The sequence below is a fragment of the Aliterella atlantica CENA595 genome (assembly GCF_000952155.1).
GTDB classification, from domain to species: domain Bacteria; phylum Cyanobacteriota; class Cyanobacteriia; order Cyanobacteriales; family Chroococcidiopsidaceae; genus Aliterella; species Aliterella atlantica.
Genome location: NZ_JYON01000004.1, coordinates 168,495 through 185,712 on the forward strand (window position 1 = coordinate 168,495; position 17,218 = coordinate 185,712).

Here is a 17,218-nt window from a genome sequence, read left to right on the forward strand (position 1 = left end):
GTCAGGTTAACCCTTTTTCTCGTGTTGATTTGGATAGGGGTTATGCTGAGGAGATGGAAAAACGAACCACGTTCGCGAAGCGTTTAGGACGCGAAGGAATGAAAGTTTGAGATAGGGCTAAAAATTGGTAATTTTATTCCTTGTCCCCCTTGCCAAACCTTGTCTCCCATCTCTAAAAATCACGGACTTATGCAAAAGGTCTATCGTTTCTAGGTTCCTGCTGGGGATACACCCATTTATCTCGACTTACTGGCAAAATTGAACGCGGAAATGGTTTATTGGGGTTGGAAGCGATCGCTTATTTTTCCTTGAGGATGTAACCTCGCAGTAAGTTTTTGGTAATTATGCGGTTTCTTCCTCGCTGCTTGACTTCGTACAGCGCTTTATCTGCAACAGCAAACAAGACTTCAGGCGAATATTCTGGAGTGGGAATTGTAATAGCTACGCCTATACTTAGGGTGACGTACTGACTCACAGCAGATTGAGGATGATTAATTTCGGCTTGTTGCAACTCTTGTGCTATGGCTTGAGCTACTGTAACTGCTCCTTGTTCGTCAGTATTTGGCAAAATGACGACAAATTCCTCGCCACCGTAACGAGCGACTAAATCGGCGGGACGTTTGACGGCGCGGCTAATTGCACCAGCAACACAACGCAGACACTCATCTCCAGCTTGATGTCCGAGAGCATCGTTGTAGCGTTTGAAGTAGTCAACATCGCACACAATTAAAGAAAGTGGGGAATTTTCTCGCGCTAGCCTTTGCCATTCTGCTGATAGGTATTCGTCAAAATATCGACGGTTAGCAATTTGAGTCAAACCGTCTACAGTAGCAAGGCGTTGTAATTCTCGATTGGCTTGTTGAACTGCAACTTCCGCTTGTTTGCGTTCGGTGACGTTGCGGAATGTTACGACAAAGCCATCGTCTAGTTTGACAGCAACAATCTGAAACCAACCTTCAACACCTTCATGCTCGTAATATAGTTCTCGTTCTTGAAGTTGGTTAGTTTCTACTACTTGAACGTATAAATCGAATAAGCCTTCGTGACGATTTCCTGGCATTTCTGCTAGCAAACGCTTACCAATTAGGGAATGGCGATCGCGTCTTGTTATTGCTTCTGCTGTAGAATTGATTAACAACCACTCAAAATCAATAATCTTTCCCCGCTCGTCTCTAACTGATTTAAAAGCCATTACACCATCGATTGAACTATTCAATACTCCAGATAACAACGATTGTGAAAGCTGTAGTTCTTGAGTACGCTGAGATACTTTGATTTCTAGTTCCCGTGAATATTTTTCTTGTTTGGCGTACAACTGAGCGTTTTCTATAGAAATTGCAGCTTGCGAACATAATAAGTTTAAAACTGATATCCTTGCTGGTGTAAAGGCTCCTTTTGTCAAGTTATTTTCTAGGTATAAAATGCCTCGCAAACTTCCTTGCGACTGGATAGGAATGCATAATACCGAAAGAGGTTGATTTTGAACAATGTGCAGATCCTCACTAAAAATTCCTTCAGTAGTAGCATCATCTAATACCACATTTTCTAAAGTTCTAGATACATAATTAACGATTGATTGTGGCAAGCGATCGCTACTATCTATAGGTAAAGCTTGGCTGACTATGATGCGATTATCTGTTGACACTGAAGCTTCTACTAATAAACTATGCTCGTTTTTCAATATTAGTAATCCCGAACGCGCTCCAGCATTTTCAACTGCAATTTTAATTAGTTTAATTAAAATTAGTTCTAAAGAAATTTCGCTACTAATTGCTTGAGAAGCTTTAATTACTGTGGCTAAGTCTAAAGCTTCTGATGTTGTATTGTTAGAAGTGCTTTTATTTGACGTTTTTGCTAGTTTTTCTGAAGATCCCAGCACTCTAGAGAAAAATTGGGGATAGCTTTTTTCTAAGTCTTGCACTTTAGCACTTGCACCCCAACGCAAGTAATAATAATGAGCCTCTTGGATATAAGCTTTGGCGATCGCTTCTTTTTTATACTCTAAATAAAATTTGCCTGCAAGTTCGTTGGCGATTGCTGCTTCATTAATATATTTATGCGTTTTGGCTAAATCTATAGCACGATCGTAATATTCGCTTGCTTGTTCAATTTTGCCTTTAAGTTTATACAATTGTGCTTCTACCAAATAAAATTTATGCAAGTAATTCATTGGCGCAGTTTGCGACCAGTTTTGCATTTGCTTTTGGTTAGTTGCTACTTGTTTTAAAGTACGTTTTTGAGCAACTTTGTCTAAGCGATCGCATACTGCAAGTTCCGCTAATGAGTTATAAAAACAAAAGAAAGTTACAAATAGAGAACCAGCAACTCCATCTAAATATTGCTCTGCTAACACAGCATTTTCAATTGCTAAATCGTACTTGCCAAATATATAACAAAGAATAAGTTTATTGAAATGCAAGTAAAATAGTGCAGTGCGATCGCCTACTTGTTCGTGATGCGATCGCATTTTTTCTTCATTATAGATAGCACCGTTGAGTTGAGAGAGATCGCTATTACCGCCGAGCAAGTTAGTTATAGCTTGTCTAAATATTTTGTTTTGCTGCAAAGATGTTTCTTGTCCTAGCTTATGTAATATTTGGCTGTACTTAGTTATTTCTTTCTCTAACTTTATTAAGTTTTGCCCAATCATATAAGCAAAAAAAGTATAGCCATTTGTCGCATGAGCAGCAAATTCTATATCTCCTATTTCTAAGCTAGTTTGATAAACTTGCAAAGAAGGTTTTAAAGTTCGGCTGATATGCTCGTACCAATAACTAATAAAAGTATTAAATATAAATTCAGTTCGAGATTTTAACTCTTTAGCATCTACTTTCGTTAATAAGTTTAAAGCAATTTGACCAAATTTATAGCCAGCTTGAGTATTTTTCAAAATCCCACTTAATATCAATCCATAATTAACATAAGAATAAGGAGAAACGGAGTCATTGCCATACTTTAAAGATAGCTCTACCTGTTTAAAAATAATTAGCAAGTAAAGTTGAGGAGCAGTTAAATAAGCTGCAATTCCAACGCTCGCCATAATTCGCATTCCTGCTATTTTATCGGGATCTTTCATCAGCGATCGCTCAATTAAATCTTGGCGACGTTTTCCTAATAAAGCTATTTTGGTTTTTAATAAACTCAAAGCTATATCTAACTTTCGCGGCGATTCTACTAGCTTTACTCCTAATAGAGGTAATACTGTTAATGCTGTATCTACTGCTTCCTTGAGTTTGTTTTGAGTCTTATAAGCTTGAATTTTAATTTCGTAAGCTCTGATTTTATCTTGTAGAGTTTGCGCTCGCTGCATAACTACAGAAATTAAACTTTCCATTTGCTCGAATTCCGTACACAGATAAGCTGCTTCCGCTGCTTCTAAATTCAAATCTAGCGATAGTTTATATTGGTTCCAATTATTGCCTAATAGTTCTATTCCAGTATTGAAGTAATTAAGTGCTAGATTATACGCTACTGTTGCTTTAGCTTTCCTACCTGCAACCAAATTTAAGGTAGCTAGATCAATTTTTTCTGACTTATTAATTACATTGCTGCCTATTACTAAGTGATTAACAATATCAAATATTTTCTTTTCTCTATCTGAAATATGCGTATTTTGGAGCAATAAGTTTCCTATTTGCCAATGAATTAATGGCTTGTTTGATTTAGCAATTAAAGAATATGCTGCTTGTTGAATTCTATCGTGGGCAAACTTATAATTGCACTCGCAATTAGCTGGCGCTAAACCTAATGTGTCTACACTAATTGTTTTATAATTGTCAGCTAGAGGTATAATTAAACCAAGTGCGATCGCTTCGTATAAAAGATCGGCAGTTTCTAAGACTGACTTTTCTGCAACCATAGCTAGCGTTTGCAGTTCAAATATATTACCAATCGCCGCAGCTATCTGTAGCATTTTTTGGGCTGAAACTGGTAACTTTTTAATTTTAATTACCATTAGTTCTACTACATTATCGGTAATATGCTGCGCTCTAATTTTGTCAATATCCCATTGCCATTTACCTTGCTGATAGTCAAAATATAGTAGCTTTTCTATGTAAAGCGATCGCAAAAACTCATTGACAAAAAACGGATTGCATTGAGTTTTTGCAGTTACAAGTTCGGTAAGCGCCCAGGAGTTTCCTGCGTTACATTTCAGCGTATCGGCTATTAACTGATTTACATCCTCTAACTGCAAAGGAGTAAGCTCTATATCAGTTATATTCACTTCTTTCCGTATAATTTCGTCAAGTGTTAATGTTAGAGAATGAGTATTATTTACCTCGTTAGAACGATACGCTCCAATTAGTAATAGTTGCTGGAAGTCTTCTGATATAACTAATAGTTCGATCAGTTTCAATGAGGCTGTATCTGCCCATTGTAAGTCGTCTAAAAACAAAACTAATGGCTGCTCTGATGTAAATAAAGAAATAAATTCTTTAAAAACTAAGTTAAAGCGATTTTTTGACTCTAAAGGTGGTAATTCACTCGCTGCTTTCTGTTTACCTATGATTTTTTCTAATTCAGGAATTACATCAATAATAACTTGAGCGTTATTACCTAAAATAGCAGTTATTTTTAGTTGCCATTGCTGAAGTTGAGCTTCATTTTCCGTCAGTAATTGTCGCACTAGATTAGAAAAAGCATTAACTATCGCACTATAAGGAATGTTGCGCTGATACCGATCGAACTTGCCAGAAATAAAATATCCTTTTTGCTTAGTAATTGGTTTGTATAAAACTTGAACTAAAGTAGTTTTCCCACTACCAGAGTAACCTGATAGTAAAACTATTTCACCTTTTCTAGCTGATAGATTACTCAAATTTTGTAGCTGCTTATTTGATGCATTTGTAGATAGTCTCTCAAAAGCTGCTATTAATGCTCGAACTTCCTGCTTTCTACCATAGAGTTTTTGAGAAATTTGAAACTTATCTGATATATCAGATGTACAAAGCAGGAATTCATCGATAGTACCCTTAGTCTCTAATTGCTCTAAACATCTTTCTAAATCTGTTTTTATTCCCCTAGCACTTTGATATCTATCTTCTGCTGTTTTTGCTAACAATCTCATAACAATAGCCGAAATAGCTAAAGGAATTGTTTGAGTAAATTTGTGTGGAGGTACTGGCGTAAGTGCTATATGACAATGCACTAATTCCATTACATCTTGAGACACAAATGGCAAAGAATTAGTAAGTAGTTCGTAAAAAGTTGCTCCTAGCGAATAAAAATCAGTACGATAATCTAAAGAACGGTTCATCCTGCCAGTTTGTTCTGGCGATATATAAGCTAAAGTTCCTTCTAAAACATGAGGGTTTTTGATACTGGTGTTTTCGGAAGCTAAAGAAGTAGCAATACCAAAATCAATTATTTTAAGTTCTTTTGTGGTTGGGTTAAAAACAATATTAGCTGGATTAATATCTTTATGGATAACGTTTGCAGCATGAATTTGTTCTAAAACTTTGGTAATTTTTATAGCAATTTCTAGAAATTGTTTTAAGGTTAGAGATTGTCTATTTATAATTAAGTTTAAAGATTCGCCGCCAAAGTCTTCAAACACAATTACTAAAGTATTGTCAAACTTCTCTAAACTATAAGCTTGAATAACGCCAGGAAATTGTAAAGCACTAGCAATCTCATATTCCTGTTTGTACCTAGCAAGTTCCTGTGGTAAAGGATAGTCGAGTTTTAAAACTTTGAGAATAACTGCTCGATTATCTTGCTCTCGGATACCGCGATAAACAAGGGAATTATCGCTTTCATAAATTTGGGCTTTAACTGCGATTCCCGAAATTGCAATCGTATTCATAATCAGTTAAAGCTATATAAATGTACATATAGCATTTTTGCTTCTGAAGACAGATGCTAATAAATAATATTTAAATATAGCAAATTTGTTGCTACCTGTAAGTAGCGATCGCTTAATACAATCTAGGCAGTTTATACATGAAAATACTTAAATTTTTCAAGAGTTACATAGTCATTATTTGCTATCAACAGTAAATATACGTAAGTTTTAGCTTAATAAAACGTTTGCCATAAAAAAACAGCAGACATAGATTAGCTTCTACCTGCTGTTAGCAATAGTTATAAATTTCTAAGCAGAACGCTTTAAAAGTCAGCACTCAAAGGAGTACGAGGAAAGGGAATAACATCGCGGATATTACCCATCCCCGTCATAAACTGTACCAAGCGCTCAAACCCCAAACCAAAGCCAGCATGAGGAACTGTACCAAAACGGCGTAAATCCAAATACCACCACAAATCATCTGGATTTAACCCTTGACTTTGCATTCTTTGCGTCAATACATCTAAACGTTCCTCCCGCTGGGAACCGCCGATAATTTCGCCAATTTTGGGCGCTAAAATATCCATAGCCCTAACTGTCTTTTGGTCATCATTCAAACGCATATAGAAAGCTTTGATCCCCGTAGGGTAATCAGTTACGATCGCAGGCTTCTTAAATAACTGTTCGGCTAAATAGCGTTCGTGTTCTGATTGCAAATCTAAGCCCCAGCTTACAGGATACTCAAAATTGACAGGTGCTTTTTCTAGCAAAGCGATCGCATCTGTATATGTTATGCGTTCAAACTCGTTATTGATAATGTTTTCCGCCGTTGCGAGTACAGAATCATCAATCCGTTGGTTAAAAAACTCCATATCTTCCGAGCAAGTTTCCATCACGTACTTAAAAACGTGCTGCAAAAACGCCTCAGCCAAATCCATATCGCCATGCAAATCGCAGAACGCCATTTCTGGTTCTACCATCCAAAATTCTGCTAAATGCCGAGAAGTATTGGAATTTTCGGCTCTAAAAGTAGGACCAAAAGTGTAGACATTACTAAATGCCATCGCCATAATCTCAGCCTCTAGCTGCCCGCTGACAGTCAAGTAAGCTTTTCCACCGAAAAAGTCCTGAGCATAGTCTACGTCGTCTTGCTGCTCTGTTTTGGGAACTTTATTTAAGTCAAAGCTTGTAACGGTAAATAGTTCCCCCGCACCTTCACAATCGCTGCGCGTAATTATAGGCGTATGTACCCACAAGAATCCTCTTTCCTGGAAAAACTGGTGGATAGCAGTCGCGCAAGCATTCCTTACCCGAAAAACCGCGCCAAAAGAATTAGTACGCGATCGCAAATGTCCAATTGTCCGCAAAAATTCAAAAGAGTGGCGTTTTTTTTGCAATGGATAGGTTTCGGGATCGGCTTCTCCGTAAACTTTAGCTGTTTTTGCCTGCAACTCAATCCTTTGTCCTTTTCCTTGCGAAGGTACTAACACCCCATCTACTTCGACAGAAGCGCCTGTATTTAGCTGTTTGAGTAATGTTTCATACTCAGGCATTTCGGCATTTAACACGACTTGCAAATTGGAGAGCGAAGAGCCATCATTAATTTCTATAAAGGCGAATCCCTTCAAATCGCGTTTTGTTCTTACCCAGCCTTGAATAGTCAGCGATTCATCTGGTTGACCGTTTTTCAATATATCTACAATTCTTCTGGTCATTATCAAAAAGGGTAAAGGTTAAATAAATTGAAAACCCAAGTTTTCAACTCAAAACTCAAAACTCAAAACTCAAAACTATTTTAGTTGGCACAAGATTTCAAGATCCAGCCTACAACAATGCCGAGTCCGCCAAACCTGACTGCTTGCCAAAATGGTTCTTTGAAAATGTCTACTGTAAATAGCTGGCTTTCTAAATTAACTTCAATTGCTTCTAACTGCGCTTCAAGTTCTTTTAGTTCTACTTTTAGTTGCGCTGACTTGTTTTTGGCTACTTGAGGTCCAATTTCGTCAATTCTGTTTTTAAGTTCTGCCTGACGCAGGCGATCGCTCTCTACCTGCGCGTAACGCTGTTTAAGAGCAACTAAGGCTGATTCTACTTCAGCCAAACTTTGAGCGATATCTACTGATGCATCTGAGGCTGACGACTCTGGAGGCGGTTGCATATTAAGCTTGATACAGTAGGACTAATCAACATTTATGCCCAATCTTATGCTTGAAAGTACCAAAACAGTTAAGACTGCTAACATTAACGACCTCAGTACCCTAGAATTGGCTCAAGCTTTGATGGAGAGGCTAACTATCTCCCCCAACGACTGGCATAAGTTAAAGTCTAACCGCAAAGCTCGCGCTAGCGAACAAACTGCCGCCGCCCTAGTATTTCTATTAAAGCAGAACCCCGAAGAAGCCCTCTTAAGACTGCAACAAGCAACAGGCTGGCTAGATCGTTCTATTTCTGCCCCACCCTGCCCTACACACGGCTCTCAAGCCTCAGACAAATAATCGTATATCCATGCGCGGCAGGTGCTACAAGTCGGCAAAGCCGACGACAGTCGCCTCAAGTCGGGAAACCCGCCCACAGCGCTGTCTCCCCAACGCACTGCCTTGTCCATCCGCGTGCATCTGCGTTCGCTAATGAACCAACGGGAAACGAAAACGCGAAACTTGCTTACCCAACCTCAACTCTGTCCCTGCTGAATTCCATTCCACTTGGTCAAAAATAGTCTTAAGAATGCACATCCCGCGACCGTTTTCCGACACTTCTGGCGGTAGGTATTCTGTGGGATCGCAGTTATACTCAGTTGGAGGATTGAAACCGCAACCTTGATCGCAAATTTCCCACCAGTAATGATCGTCAACGATAAAAAAGCGGACGATCACAACTTTACTGGGATCGAGATTATTGCCGTGTTTTGCAGCATTTACCAAAGCTTCCTGGAGTCCTAATCTAAGCTCGGCGTGCCATTTATCCGGCACGTCTGCTAGTAGTAAATCTAGAATTGGACAAAGGTACAAAGTAGAAGCAAAGCTAATAGTTCCGCAATTGCGCCCAACTGGACGCGGTGAAATGGTAATCACTACAACAACCCCGTAGCTTTTGGCGAGACATTAATTTGCTAGCGTACTGGTATGCAACATGACTGCATATCTATCATGCTTTACTAAATCTTGCAAATAGCAAATATTTGAGCAGAAGTAATAAAAACCCTGGGCGTTTTGTTCTTCGCCAAAATTGAATGTTAAATATGCAGTCATTAACTAAATTTCTAAATGGCAAAAGCATGGTAAACCAGGGGTATCTGCCAGTGTTTGTAGTAGATATCTTGTCCGGTGACTAGAATTATCTACTTTTGTAGACTTGTCTGACTGATTCGTTGCAGACTATTTTTATCTTAGCATTGCTTGCATTAATCCCCAAATACTTTCTTCACGAAGGCTACACATTCGACGTGAGCCGTTTGGGGAAAGAAGTCCGCAGGTTGGACATAAGTCAACTCATATTTACCTGATTGGCATAGCAACTTGAGATCGCGAGCTAGAGTAGCGCTTTTGCAACTAACATAGACAATACATTCCGGCGCAGTTTGAATTAAAGTATCAATAACTGCGCGATCGCATCCTTGACGCGGGGGATCGAGCAAAACTATATCTGGAGCCACATTCAACTGCGGTAATAACTCTTCTACCGTTCCTACCTGGAATGTTGCGTTGGTAATCTGATTTTGCTGGGCGTTGACTCTAGCTTGTTCTACAGCAGCTAATTGCACTTCTAACCCAATTGCCTGTTTTACATATTGCGCCAACGGCAAAGTTAACGTGCCAATACCACAATAAGCATCGACTAACACCTCATGTCCTTGCAAATTGAGTTGTTGCTTCATTACTTCTAGCAAAGCCTCAGCCGACTCTGTATATACTTGGAAAAATGTATCGGGCAAAATCTGAAATTCTAAACCAGCAAATTCCTCTAACAAATACGGCTGCCCAGCAATACAACGAGTTTCTTGCCCAAATATAGTATTAGTGCGATCGCTCTGGCAATTAAGCGCCACACCTACCAATTGCGGATATCTATCCAACCATTCTTGGGCTTGCTCTGTAATATTAAGTAAATTCCAGTCTGTAACTACCAAAGTTAGCAGCATTTCCCCAGTACGCCGACCAATTCTTAGCCCCAAATGACGCAACTTGCCTTGATGGCGGCTTTCGTTGTATATTGACCATCCCCGCTTGTAAATATCTTGCTTTATTTCCTTGAGCAGCGGATTTAGGCGTTCATCTTGCACCGGACATTGATTGAGATTAATTAAATGGTGAGTGCCTTTTTGGTAATAACCTGCTTGCACTTGTCCCTGAGAGGATCTACTTAATGGATAAGTAACTTTGTTGCGATAGCCTAAAGCCACAGGCGGTAAAAGGACGGGTTGTACAGGTAGATTGGTAAACCCGCCAATGCGTTCTAAAGCTTGAATAACTTGATTTTTCTTCGCTTCTAGCTGATATTCGTAGTTAATATGCTGCCACTGACAGCCGCCGCACTTATCAGCCACAATGCAGCTAGGGCGGATGCGGTGGGGAGATGGAACTAAAATTTCTTGTATCTTGGCGTGGGCGTACTGCGCCTTGACACGGACGAGCCGAGCTAAAATGCGATCGCCTGGAACTGTATCCGGTACGAATACAACGCGATCGTTATAGCGTCCCACACCATCGCCAGAATCGCTCAAATCGTTAATATCTAACTCTATTAATTTGCCTTGCTGCCAATCTTGATGACTTGGAGCATGGGGATCGGACAACGGAGTTAAAGACATAGTGTTAAATTCTCTTTATTTGTGTACGTAGACTTAGTTAAACTACAAATGATATTCAGTTAGCAAAATTAACATGAGTGTAGTTAGCCAACTTATTCTTCAAGCCGACGACGAGCTTCGCTACCCTAGCACAGGCGAACTCAAGAGCATCAAAGAGTTTTTACAGACAGGCGAACAGCGGATGCGAATTGCCGCTACCCTGGCTGAAAACGAGAAAAAAATTGTCCAACAAGCCAGCAAACAGCTTTGGCAAAAGCGCCCTGACTTTATTGCTCCTGGCGGTAACGCTTATGGCGAACGGCAAAGAGCTTTGTGTCTGCGCGATTACGGTTGGTACTTGCGCCTAATTACTTATGGCGTATTGGCTGGGGACAAAGAACCAATCGAAAAAATCGGTTTAATCGGCGTGCGCGAAATGTATAATTCCTTAGGCGTTCCCGTACCTGGGATGGTAGAGTCTATTCGCTGTTTGAAAACGGCGGCTTTAGACTTGATGAGCGCTGAAGATGCAGCCGAAGCAGCACCTTACTTTGATTACATTATTCAGTCAATGTCGTAAGGCTGAACATGGTTAAGAAGCTGTTGTGATAAATGTGTACGCGGCTAAATTTTTTAGCTTGTTACACTAAAATTCTAAACTTTTTACTTGCTTCCCCACTGGTGGCGGCTGAATCTAGCAATTATTGTTAGTTCGTCCGCAAATGGTGGGGAAATTTTGATCGAACGCAGATGCACGCAGATGAACGCAGATGAAATACTATACTTGGGCAACAGGTGTATTGATGATGTCTCTAAACCATTGCTCGAAGCGATCGCCTAATGCCTCTACAGAATACTCTGTTTCCGCACTCTGGCGGCAGGTGTAGCGGTCGATTTTTGATAAATTGGCGATCGCCTCAACTAACCCAGCAACGCTGTCGGGTTCCACCAAAAACCCCGTCTTACCATCTTGGACGATCTCCGCTGGACCTCCGCGCTGATAAGATATAACAGGAACGCCGCAAGCTAGCGCTTCTATTGCTACATTGCCAAAAGCTTCTACCCAACGGGGAGTCATTAACAATGCTTTACATTGGCGTAATTGCTGCTGCATATCCGTAGTAGACAAAAACCCCAAGTATTCAATTGGTGCATCGGGGTAATTTTGACAAATTTGTTGCCAATAATCCTCATCCTGCATTTTGCCCATAATTTTTAGCGGCGTATTCGCAATTTGCGCCGCCTCGACTGCATCTTCTAAGGCTTTTTCTGGGGCAATTCTACCTAACCAAGCTAAATAATTTTCGGGTTCTGGGCAAAACTGATATAAAGACAAATCGATCCCGCTACTCAAACAAGGACATTGCTGGAGGTTAAAAGTTGCCGCCTGAGAAGGTGTATAGAAGCCAATCGTTCCAGGAAAATCGCTAGCAACTTTAGTCACAATTTCGTCCATCGCTTCAGACAAAGAACCCATACTAATAAAATGGGCGATCGCAACGCCAAAAAAAGGTGTCAGATACAACGGCAGCCAATCGTAAGCAAAATTAACAATTAAGTCATACTCGTTTTGGACTTGCCGCGCGTATTCCCACATATTTGCTAGCAGGGAATTATCGGGCATCATAATCGGCGTATTGCGTTCCTGACTTTGGGCAATAATCTGCACGTTACCAGGAATTTCGACTATCGGCAGTTGAGGAAACTTAGAACCAATAGGCGCGACAATTTGCACAGTATGCCCGCGCCGCAGCATTTCTTGAGCGATATTAAACAAACTTAGTTCAACTCCGCCGCCTACTCCTGTACCTAAAGGTCCAACTGGAGTAGAGACAAATAGTAATTTGAGGATGTTTTGAGAATTAGTAGTCAAAATAATTCGTACTTTAAAAGCGTCAAGCTTGTTCCTAAATAATTATGAATGCGCCAGTATCTTCTTGTTAAGACTCAACGCTCTAATGCTTGACGATCCCAGTTAGCTAGGTTTGCTCCCGCTTCGTATGTACTCTGCATAAATTCTAGTAGTACCCGCTGCGGCGATTCTGCTTGGCGCATATCGTCATACATCAATATAAATTCTGACATTTCTGCACTGTAAAATGCATTATGAGGGCGAATTAGCTCTTTATCTAACCCTAGTGGCGCTGGCACAGTATAAGAATAAAAAGCTGGTGCTTGAATAGGACCGCTACCAGTCCAAAAACCGTGACTAATTACTTCGTGGGAATAGGCTTCACGCGTAATAGCATCTGTTTGGGCGCGCTCTGGGGCGCGTCTTCCGGAAAAGCGCGTCACTGCTAAGTCAAAACTACCCCAAAAAAAATGTACGGGGCTGCATTTACCAATAAATCGCGCTCTAAACTCTTTAAATATTTTGTCTGTTTGCATGAGTATTTGCCACCAGCGCTCGACATATTCCCTGTCATAAGAACTATGTTGGCGATCTTCAGCAAAGGGAATCGGATTTGGTACTTCATCTGGGAGGGCGCGAATTTTTACCTCGATTCCCAAAGACTGCAATACAGCCATCAATTCTTGGTAAAATTCAGCTACAGATTTGGGTTCTAAGGCTATATGGGCGATCGCTCCACTGCTAGTATGAATTACTAATTGATGGTCGATGAAGTCAAATAATATTTCAAAATTTTGCTGTTGGTAAGGAATCGTCGATGTAGTAAGTCCGCGTGCATTTACATATAGCGGTACTTGCCACCAGTGGTTTAGCTTCGGACTAAGTGTCAGCCGAATTTTGCCCACAATTTGCGTCCACATATGCAGCGTGTAGTAAGTGTCTTTCCACTGGGGTAGGGGCAGTGCAGGCAAAACTACAGTAGAAGCAGTGCTTTCATTCATTATTTGATGCCCAATATAGACTTTTCACTTGTTAAAAAGTCTATAGCTTTAGCATGGATGTGGATACGGGCAGATTACAAAACTTCTGGTTCTGATTTTTTAATCGAGACATTTACAGCAGAAGAGTCGAGAACGCGCCGCGAGTCGGGATTAATATCTGTAACTTTGTTACCTAAATCAGCCAAGAAGTCGCGTTGATTAATTAAATAAATACTTACCAATGTCAAACTAACTCCCATCCACTGCAAAGGACTGAGAAATTCGCCTAAAAACAAGTTGCCAAATAATAAGGCAAATACAGGTGTCAGGAAAGTTAGCGAACTCAGACTTGTTAAGCTACCGCTAGCAGCGAAGTAGAAAAATAAGCCATAAGCGATCGCACTCCCGAATATAGTCGCATATCCTAGCGCCAGCCACCCAGTTAAATCGATTTGCGCCCATTGCCCAGATTCCCAGCTACCAGACAATACAAATAGCGGTAAGCCGCCCAAAATCATGTGCCAGCCCGTCGCTACTACCGGATCGGCGTAGCGGCAGACAAAGCGAATAAATACCGTCCCTACAGCCATCGACAACGCCGCTAATAGCATCAACCATTCACCGTTGGTAAATAATTGCTGCCAACTGCCCACAATGGCGATCGCATCTTGATTTAACAAGTTCAAAATCCAAGCATCGGGCAAGCCAATCAAACTAATGCCAGTTACGCCGATAGCGAGTCCTAGCCAACCCCATAAGCCAATGCGATCGCCAAATAACCATAATGATAGTAAAGCCACTGCTAATGGCTGAGAATCAATCATCACAGACCCCAAACCCGCCCCAGTTCTAACTAATCCTTCGGCGAGAAAGCCTTGAAACATTGCCCCGTCTACTAAAGCAAATAAGGCAATCCACAGCCAAGCCTGCCAACTTTTCGGCTGGGGTCTACCAGCGATCGCTGCCCACGCCAGAACTAGCATTCCGGCTGGTACTAAACGCACTCCTGCCATAAATAAAGGCGTTGTATGGGGTATTACTCCTTTCATTGCTACCATTGCCGTCCCCCAGAGGAAAAAGGGCGCAATGAGTAATAGAGGCGATCGCAAATGGGTATCTTTTAGCTGCATGGAAGTTCGGGCAAGGCATTTCCTTCAATTCTATCTAATTATGTATTTTTATTAAGGTTCTGCTAGCTGCGTTACCAAACTAGAGGGGTGTAAATAAGGCAAACTAGAGAAAGACAGCAAATTTGCTGCATCCTATTATTTAAGAATTTCTGGTTTGACTGCACATGGTTTGGCCCTTTAAGCCTCGGTTTCAAAAACAAATTGCTCGGATTGAAGTAAATGGCGCGATCGGTAGTGCGACTCGCAAACAAGTATTAGAAGCACTAAAAACAGTTGAGGAAAAGCGGTTTCCAGCTTTATTACTCCGCATCGATAGCCCTGGCGGTACGGTAGGAGATTCCCAAGAAATTTATAGCGCCTTGAAGCGTCTGCGCTCCAAAGTCAAAATTGTTGCTAGTTTCGGCAATATTTCCGCATCTGGCGGTGTTTACATTGGCATGGGTGCAGAACATATTATGGCAAATCCAGGCACAATTACAGGCAGTATTGGCGTAATTTTGCGGGGCAATAACTTAGAGCGCTTGTTAGATAAAGTTGGCGTATCGTTTAAAGTAGTCAAATCTGGTCCTTATAAAGACATTTTGGCATTCGATCGCCAATTAACTGAGCCAGAAGAGCATATTCTGCAGGAATTAATTGATACTAGCTACCAACAATTTGTGCAAACAGTCGCCGAGGCTAGAAACTTAACGTTGGAAACAGTAAGAAGCTTTGCTGACGGGCGCATCTTTACCGGACAACAAGCTGTAGAGTTAGGCGTTGTCGATCGCTTGGGAACAGAAGAAGATGCTCGTCGCTGGGCTGCAGAATTAGTCGGACTTGACCCTGAGAAAACAAAATGCTACACCTTGGAAGAACGCAAACCACTATTGACGCGCTTGCTATCTAATAGCAGCACCGAACAAAGGATTCTTCCCCAAATTCTAAACAACCGTCAATTATCAGGTTTGGCGATGGGGCTTGATTGGTTAGAGTTTGAGCTATCCACTAGCGGACTACCGTTATGGCTATATAGACCATAATTTCAGTACAGATGTGAAGCGTAAGTTACATTGACGCGCGGATTTTGGAGGAAACCTCCAAAATTAGATAGCGCGTTGACACCTCATTAAACTGGAAAATGGATAACATAACAACAAAAAGTAAAAACTGATATTAATTTAAGGGGGGCTTGGGCGTGGAGTGGCGACTTAGAGCAATTCGCGGGGCAACAACTGTTACTGAAAATACAATTGAGGCAATTACAGAAGCAGTAACGGAACTTTTGGATGAGACAGAAACGCGCAATCAAATCGATCCGATTGAAATTATTAGCGCAACTTTCTCCGTTACCCGCGATTTAGATGCTATATTTCCGGCTGCGATCGCCCGCCACCGTCCTTACTGGGACAACGTACCCATGTTAGACGTGCAGCAGATGCACGTTGAAGGTAGCTTGCAGCGTTGCATCCGCTTTTTGATTTTGGTAAATATTCCTACTTCTGGTGGCAAAGTTTGCCATACCTACTTGCGCGAGGCAAGACATTTACGCCCTGATTGGAATTTACCTCAACCAATTGTGCTATCGCCTTCCCCAATTTTTTAATTACTTTAATTAAAGCCCTGGTAGGCAAAGGGTAAAGGACAAAAAACCTTTCCCCTTGCGCGTTTAAGCGCCCTTGACGCTTCCTGGTTCTACTGGTGAAGCGATCGTCTCTTTTTTGTGCGAGTGAATACCAATAAAAACGTCATACAGAAAGCTCAAAAATTGTCTTTTTTCTAACAACCCTGAAGTTTGATGACAGCCTTTGGCATCTAATAATGGCTTAGTAGCATAATAAGCGTTTTGGTAGTTATACCAAGGAATAGAGGGCCATAAGTGATGAATTAAGTGATAGTTCTGCCCCATGATCAGAATATTTAAAACTTTACCAGGGTAGACTCTGGCATTTTTCCAGCGATCGCGTTCTTGATGGGGGCGATGGGGTAAATAATCAAAAAAGAACCCTAAAGCCAAGCCCACTATGGCTGTAGGAATAAACCAGAAGTTAAGAATATATCCCAAAAAGTGGTATTGAATGGAAACATAAAAAATAGCAGCAATTAACAAGCGGCTAAAGAACCATTCCCATAATTCATGTTTTTGCCACAACTGGCGCTTAAAGAAAAATACTTCGTGATAGAGAAAACGAACGGGAATCAACCACAAAGGTCCAGCAGTAGAAACATAATGATCGGGGTCATTTTCGGGATCGTTGACATGAGCGTGATGTTGCAGATGCACCCGCGTAAATACAGGGAAAGCAAAAGCTAATAACAACGCACTACCGTGTCCTAATATGGCATTAATTGTCCGATTGCGATGGGCGCTATTGTGACAAGCATCGTGAATTACTGTGCCGCAGATATGCAAAGCGATCGTATTGGTCACAAAACAACACCAGTGGGGCCACTCCCAAAGCCAGTAACCAAAATTGGATAGCACGATCGCACAGACCGCAGCTATAAACATTAGCAAAGTTGGATTGGGGTTGCCAGGGGGACTCAAGAATTCCCTCGGAACTGTCAGTGGCTTCTGTGCCTCCGACATCAGCATTTTGAACTCCTTTGTAAATTAGCGATCGCGTATTCTATAGTAAGCCTAATCAAATAATAAAGTTTTGTGTCGCCTAAGTCATCTTAGTTACTTCTAAAGAGGTAGCGCAA

Annotated in this window: 13 protein-coding genes; 4 read left to right on the plus strand and 9 right to left on the minus strand. The window is 41.0% G+C overall.

The window, feature by feature from the left end:
• Window positions 1-298: 298 nt before the first annotated feature.
• The 3 genes from UH38_RS06065 to UH38_RS06075 all read right to left on the minus strand — a co-directional run bounded on the left by UH38_RS06065 (window position 299) and on the right by UH38_RS06075 (window position 7,943).
• Window positions 299-5,806: a diguanylate cyclase domain-containing protein gene (locus UH38_RS06065; RefSeq protein WP_052672272.1), complete on the minus strand. Its 5,508-nt coding sequence runs from the start codon at window positions 5,804-5,806 to the stop codon at window positions 299-301.
• 302 nt (window positions 5,807-6,108) lie between these two features.
• Window positions 6,109-7,503: an asparagine--tRNA ligase gene (gene asnS / locus UH38_RS06070; protein WP_045053798.1), complete on the minus strand. Its 1,395-nt coding sequence runs from the start codon at window positions 7,501-7,503 to the stop codon at window positions 6,109-6,111.
• A 77-nt stretch (window positions 7,504-7,580) separates the two neighbouring features.
• A complete protein-coding gene (locus UH38_RS06075; protein WP_045053737.1) occupies window positions 7,581-7,943 on the minus strand; it encodes a hypothetical protein in 363 nt (120 codons plus the stop codon).
• 34 nt (window positions 7,944-7,977) lie between these two features.
• On the opposite strand from UH38_RS06075, the gene UH38_RS06080 reads away from it, so the two are divergent.
• Window positions 7,978-8,280 carry a DUF6439 family protein gene (locus tag UH38_RS06080; RefSeq protein WP_235355096.1) on the plus strand — a complete coding sequence of 101 codons (303 nt, stop codon included), beginning with the start codon at window positions 7,978-7,980 and terminating at the stop codon, window positions 8,278-8,280.
• A gap of 129 nt (window positions 8,281-8,409) precedes the next feature.
• On the opposite strand, the gene UH38_RS06085 is transcribed toward UH38_RS06080, so the two are convergent.
• A complete protein-coding gene (locus UH38_RS06085) occupies window positions 8,410-8,856 on the minus strand; it encodes an ATP-binding protein (protein WP_045053738.1) in 447 nt (148 codons plus the stop codon).
• A 329-nt stretch (window positions 8,857-9,185) separates the two neighbouring features.
• Window positions 9,186-10,592, minus strand: coding sequence for a 23S rRNA (uracil(1939)-C(5))-methyltransferase RlmD (rlmD, locus tag UH38_RS06090; protein ID WP_045053739.1), 1,407 nt, complete (start codon window positions 10,590-10,592; stop codon window positions 9,186-9,188).
• 73 nt (window positions 10,593-10,665) lie between these two features.
• Here rlmD and UH38_RS06095 point away from each other — a divergent pair, with 73 nt between their 5' ends.
• On the plus strand, window positions 10,666-11,151 hold the full coding sequence (locus UH38_RS06095; RefSeq protein ID WP_045053740.1) for an allophycocyanin subunit alpha-B: 486 nt from the start codon (window positions 10,666-10,668) through the stop codon (window positions 11,149-11,151).
• Window positions 11,152-11,349: 198 nt separating this feature from the next.
• On the opposite strand, the gene UH38_RS06100 is transcribed toward UH38_RS06095, so the two are convergent.
• The 3 genes from UH38_RS06100 to UH38_RS06110 form a co-directional block, all read right to left on the minus strand.
• Window positions 11,350-12,444, minus strand: a complete 1,095-nt coding sequence (locus tag UH38_RS06100) for a glycosyltransferase family 4 protein (protein ID WP_235355097.1) — start codon at window positions 12,442-12,444, stop codon at window positions 11,350-11,352.
• A 74-nt stretch (window positions 12,445-12,518) separates the two neighbouring features.
• Window positions 12,519-13,424: a DUF5996 family protein gene (locus UH38_RS06105; RefSeq protein WP_045053741.1), complete on the minus strand. Its 906-nt coding sequence runs from the start codon at window positions 13,422-13,424 to the stop codon at window positions 12,519-12,521.
• A gap of 74 nt (window positions 13,425-13,498) precedes the next feature.
• Window positions 13,499-14,533 (minus strand): DMT family transporter, encoded by a 1,035-nt coding sequence (locus tag UH38_RS06110; protein WP_045053742.1) that lies wholly within the window; start codon window positions 14,531-14,533, stop codon window positions 13,499-13,501.
• Between the two features lie 164 nt (window positions 14,534-14,697).
• Between UH38_RS06110 and sppA the strand changes: the two genes are divergently transcribed.
• On the plus strand, window positions 14,698-15,555 hold the full coding sequence (sppA, locus tag UH38_RS06115; protein ID WP_045053743.1) for a signal peptide peptidase SppA: 858 nt from the start codon (window positions 14,698-14,700) through the stop codon (window positions 15,553-15,555).
• A 155-nt stretch (window positions 15,556-15,710) separates the two neighbouring features.
• A complete protein-coding gene (gene aroH, locus UH38_RS06120; protein WP_045053744.1) occupies window positions 15,711-16,118 on the plus strand; it encodes a chorismate mutase in 408 nt (135 codons plus the stop codon).
• Window positions 16,119-16,181: 63 nt separating this feature from the next.
• On the opposite strand, the gene crtR is transcribed toward aroH, so the two are convergent.
• Window positions 16,182-17,108 carry a beta-carotene hydroxylase gene (gene crtR, locus UH38_RS06125; protein ID WP_045053745.1) on the minus strand — a complete coding sequence of 309 codons (927 nt, stop codon included), beginning with the start codon at window positions 17,106-17,108 and terminating at the stop codon, window positions 16,182-16,184.
• Window positions 17,109-17,218 lie beyond the last annotated feature (110 nt).

Excerpts from the sequence above, each read along its gene's own strand:
- UH38_RS06065 (WP_052672272.1), bottom strand. The coding sequence starts at position 5,806 with ATGAATACGATTGCAATTTCGGGAATCGCAGTTAAAGCCCAAATTTAT.
- UH38_RS06075 (WP_045053737.1), bottom strand. The coding sequence starts at position 7,943 with ATGCAACCGCCTCCAGAGTCGTCAGCCTCAGATGCATCAGTAGATATC.
- UH38_RS06080 (WP_235355096.1), top strand. The coding sequence starts at position 7,978 with ATGCCCAATCTTATGCTTGAAAGTACCAAAACAGTTAAGACTGCTAAC.
- rlmD (WP_045053739.1), bottom strand. The coding sequence starts at position 10,592 with ATGTCTTTAACTCCGTTGTCCGATCCCCATGCTCCAAGTCATCAAGAT.
- UH38_RS06095 (WP_045053740.1), top strand. The coding sequence starts at position 10,666 with ATGAGTGTAGTTAGCCAACTTATTCTTCAAGCCGACGACGAGCTTCGC.
- UH38_RS06105 (WP_045053741.1), bottom strand. The coding sequence starts at position 13,424 with ATGAATGAAAGCACTGCTTCTACTGTAGTTTTGCCTGCACTGCCCCTA.
- UH38_RS06110 (WP_045053742.1), bottom strand. The coding sequence starts at position 14,533 with ATGCAGCTAAAAGATACCCATTTGCGATCGCCTCTATTACTCATTGCG.
- sppA (WP_045053743.1), top strand. The coding sequence starts at position 14,698 with ATGGTTTGGCCCTTTAAGCCTCGGTTTCAAAAACAAATTGCTCGGATT.
- crtR (WP_045053745.1), bottom strand. The coding sequence starts at position 17,108 with ATGCTGATGTCGGAGGCACAGAAGCCACTGACAGTTCCGAGGGAATTC.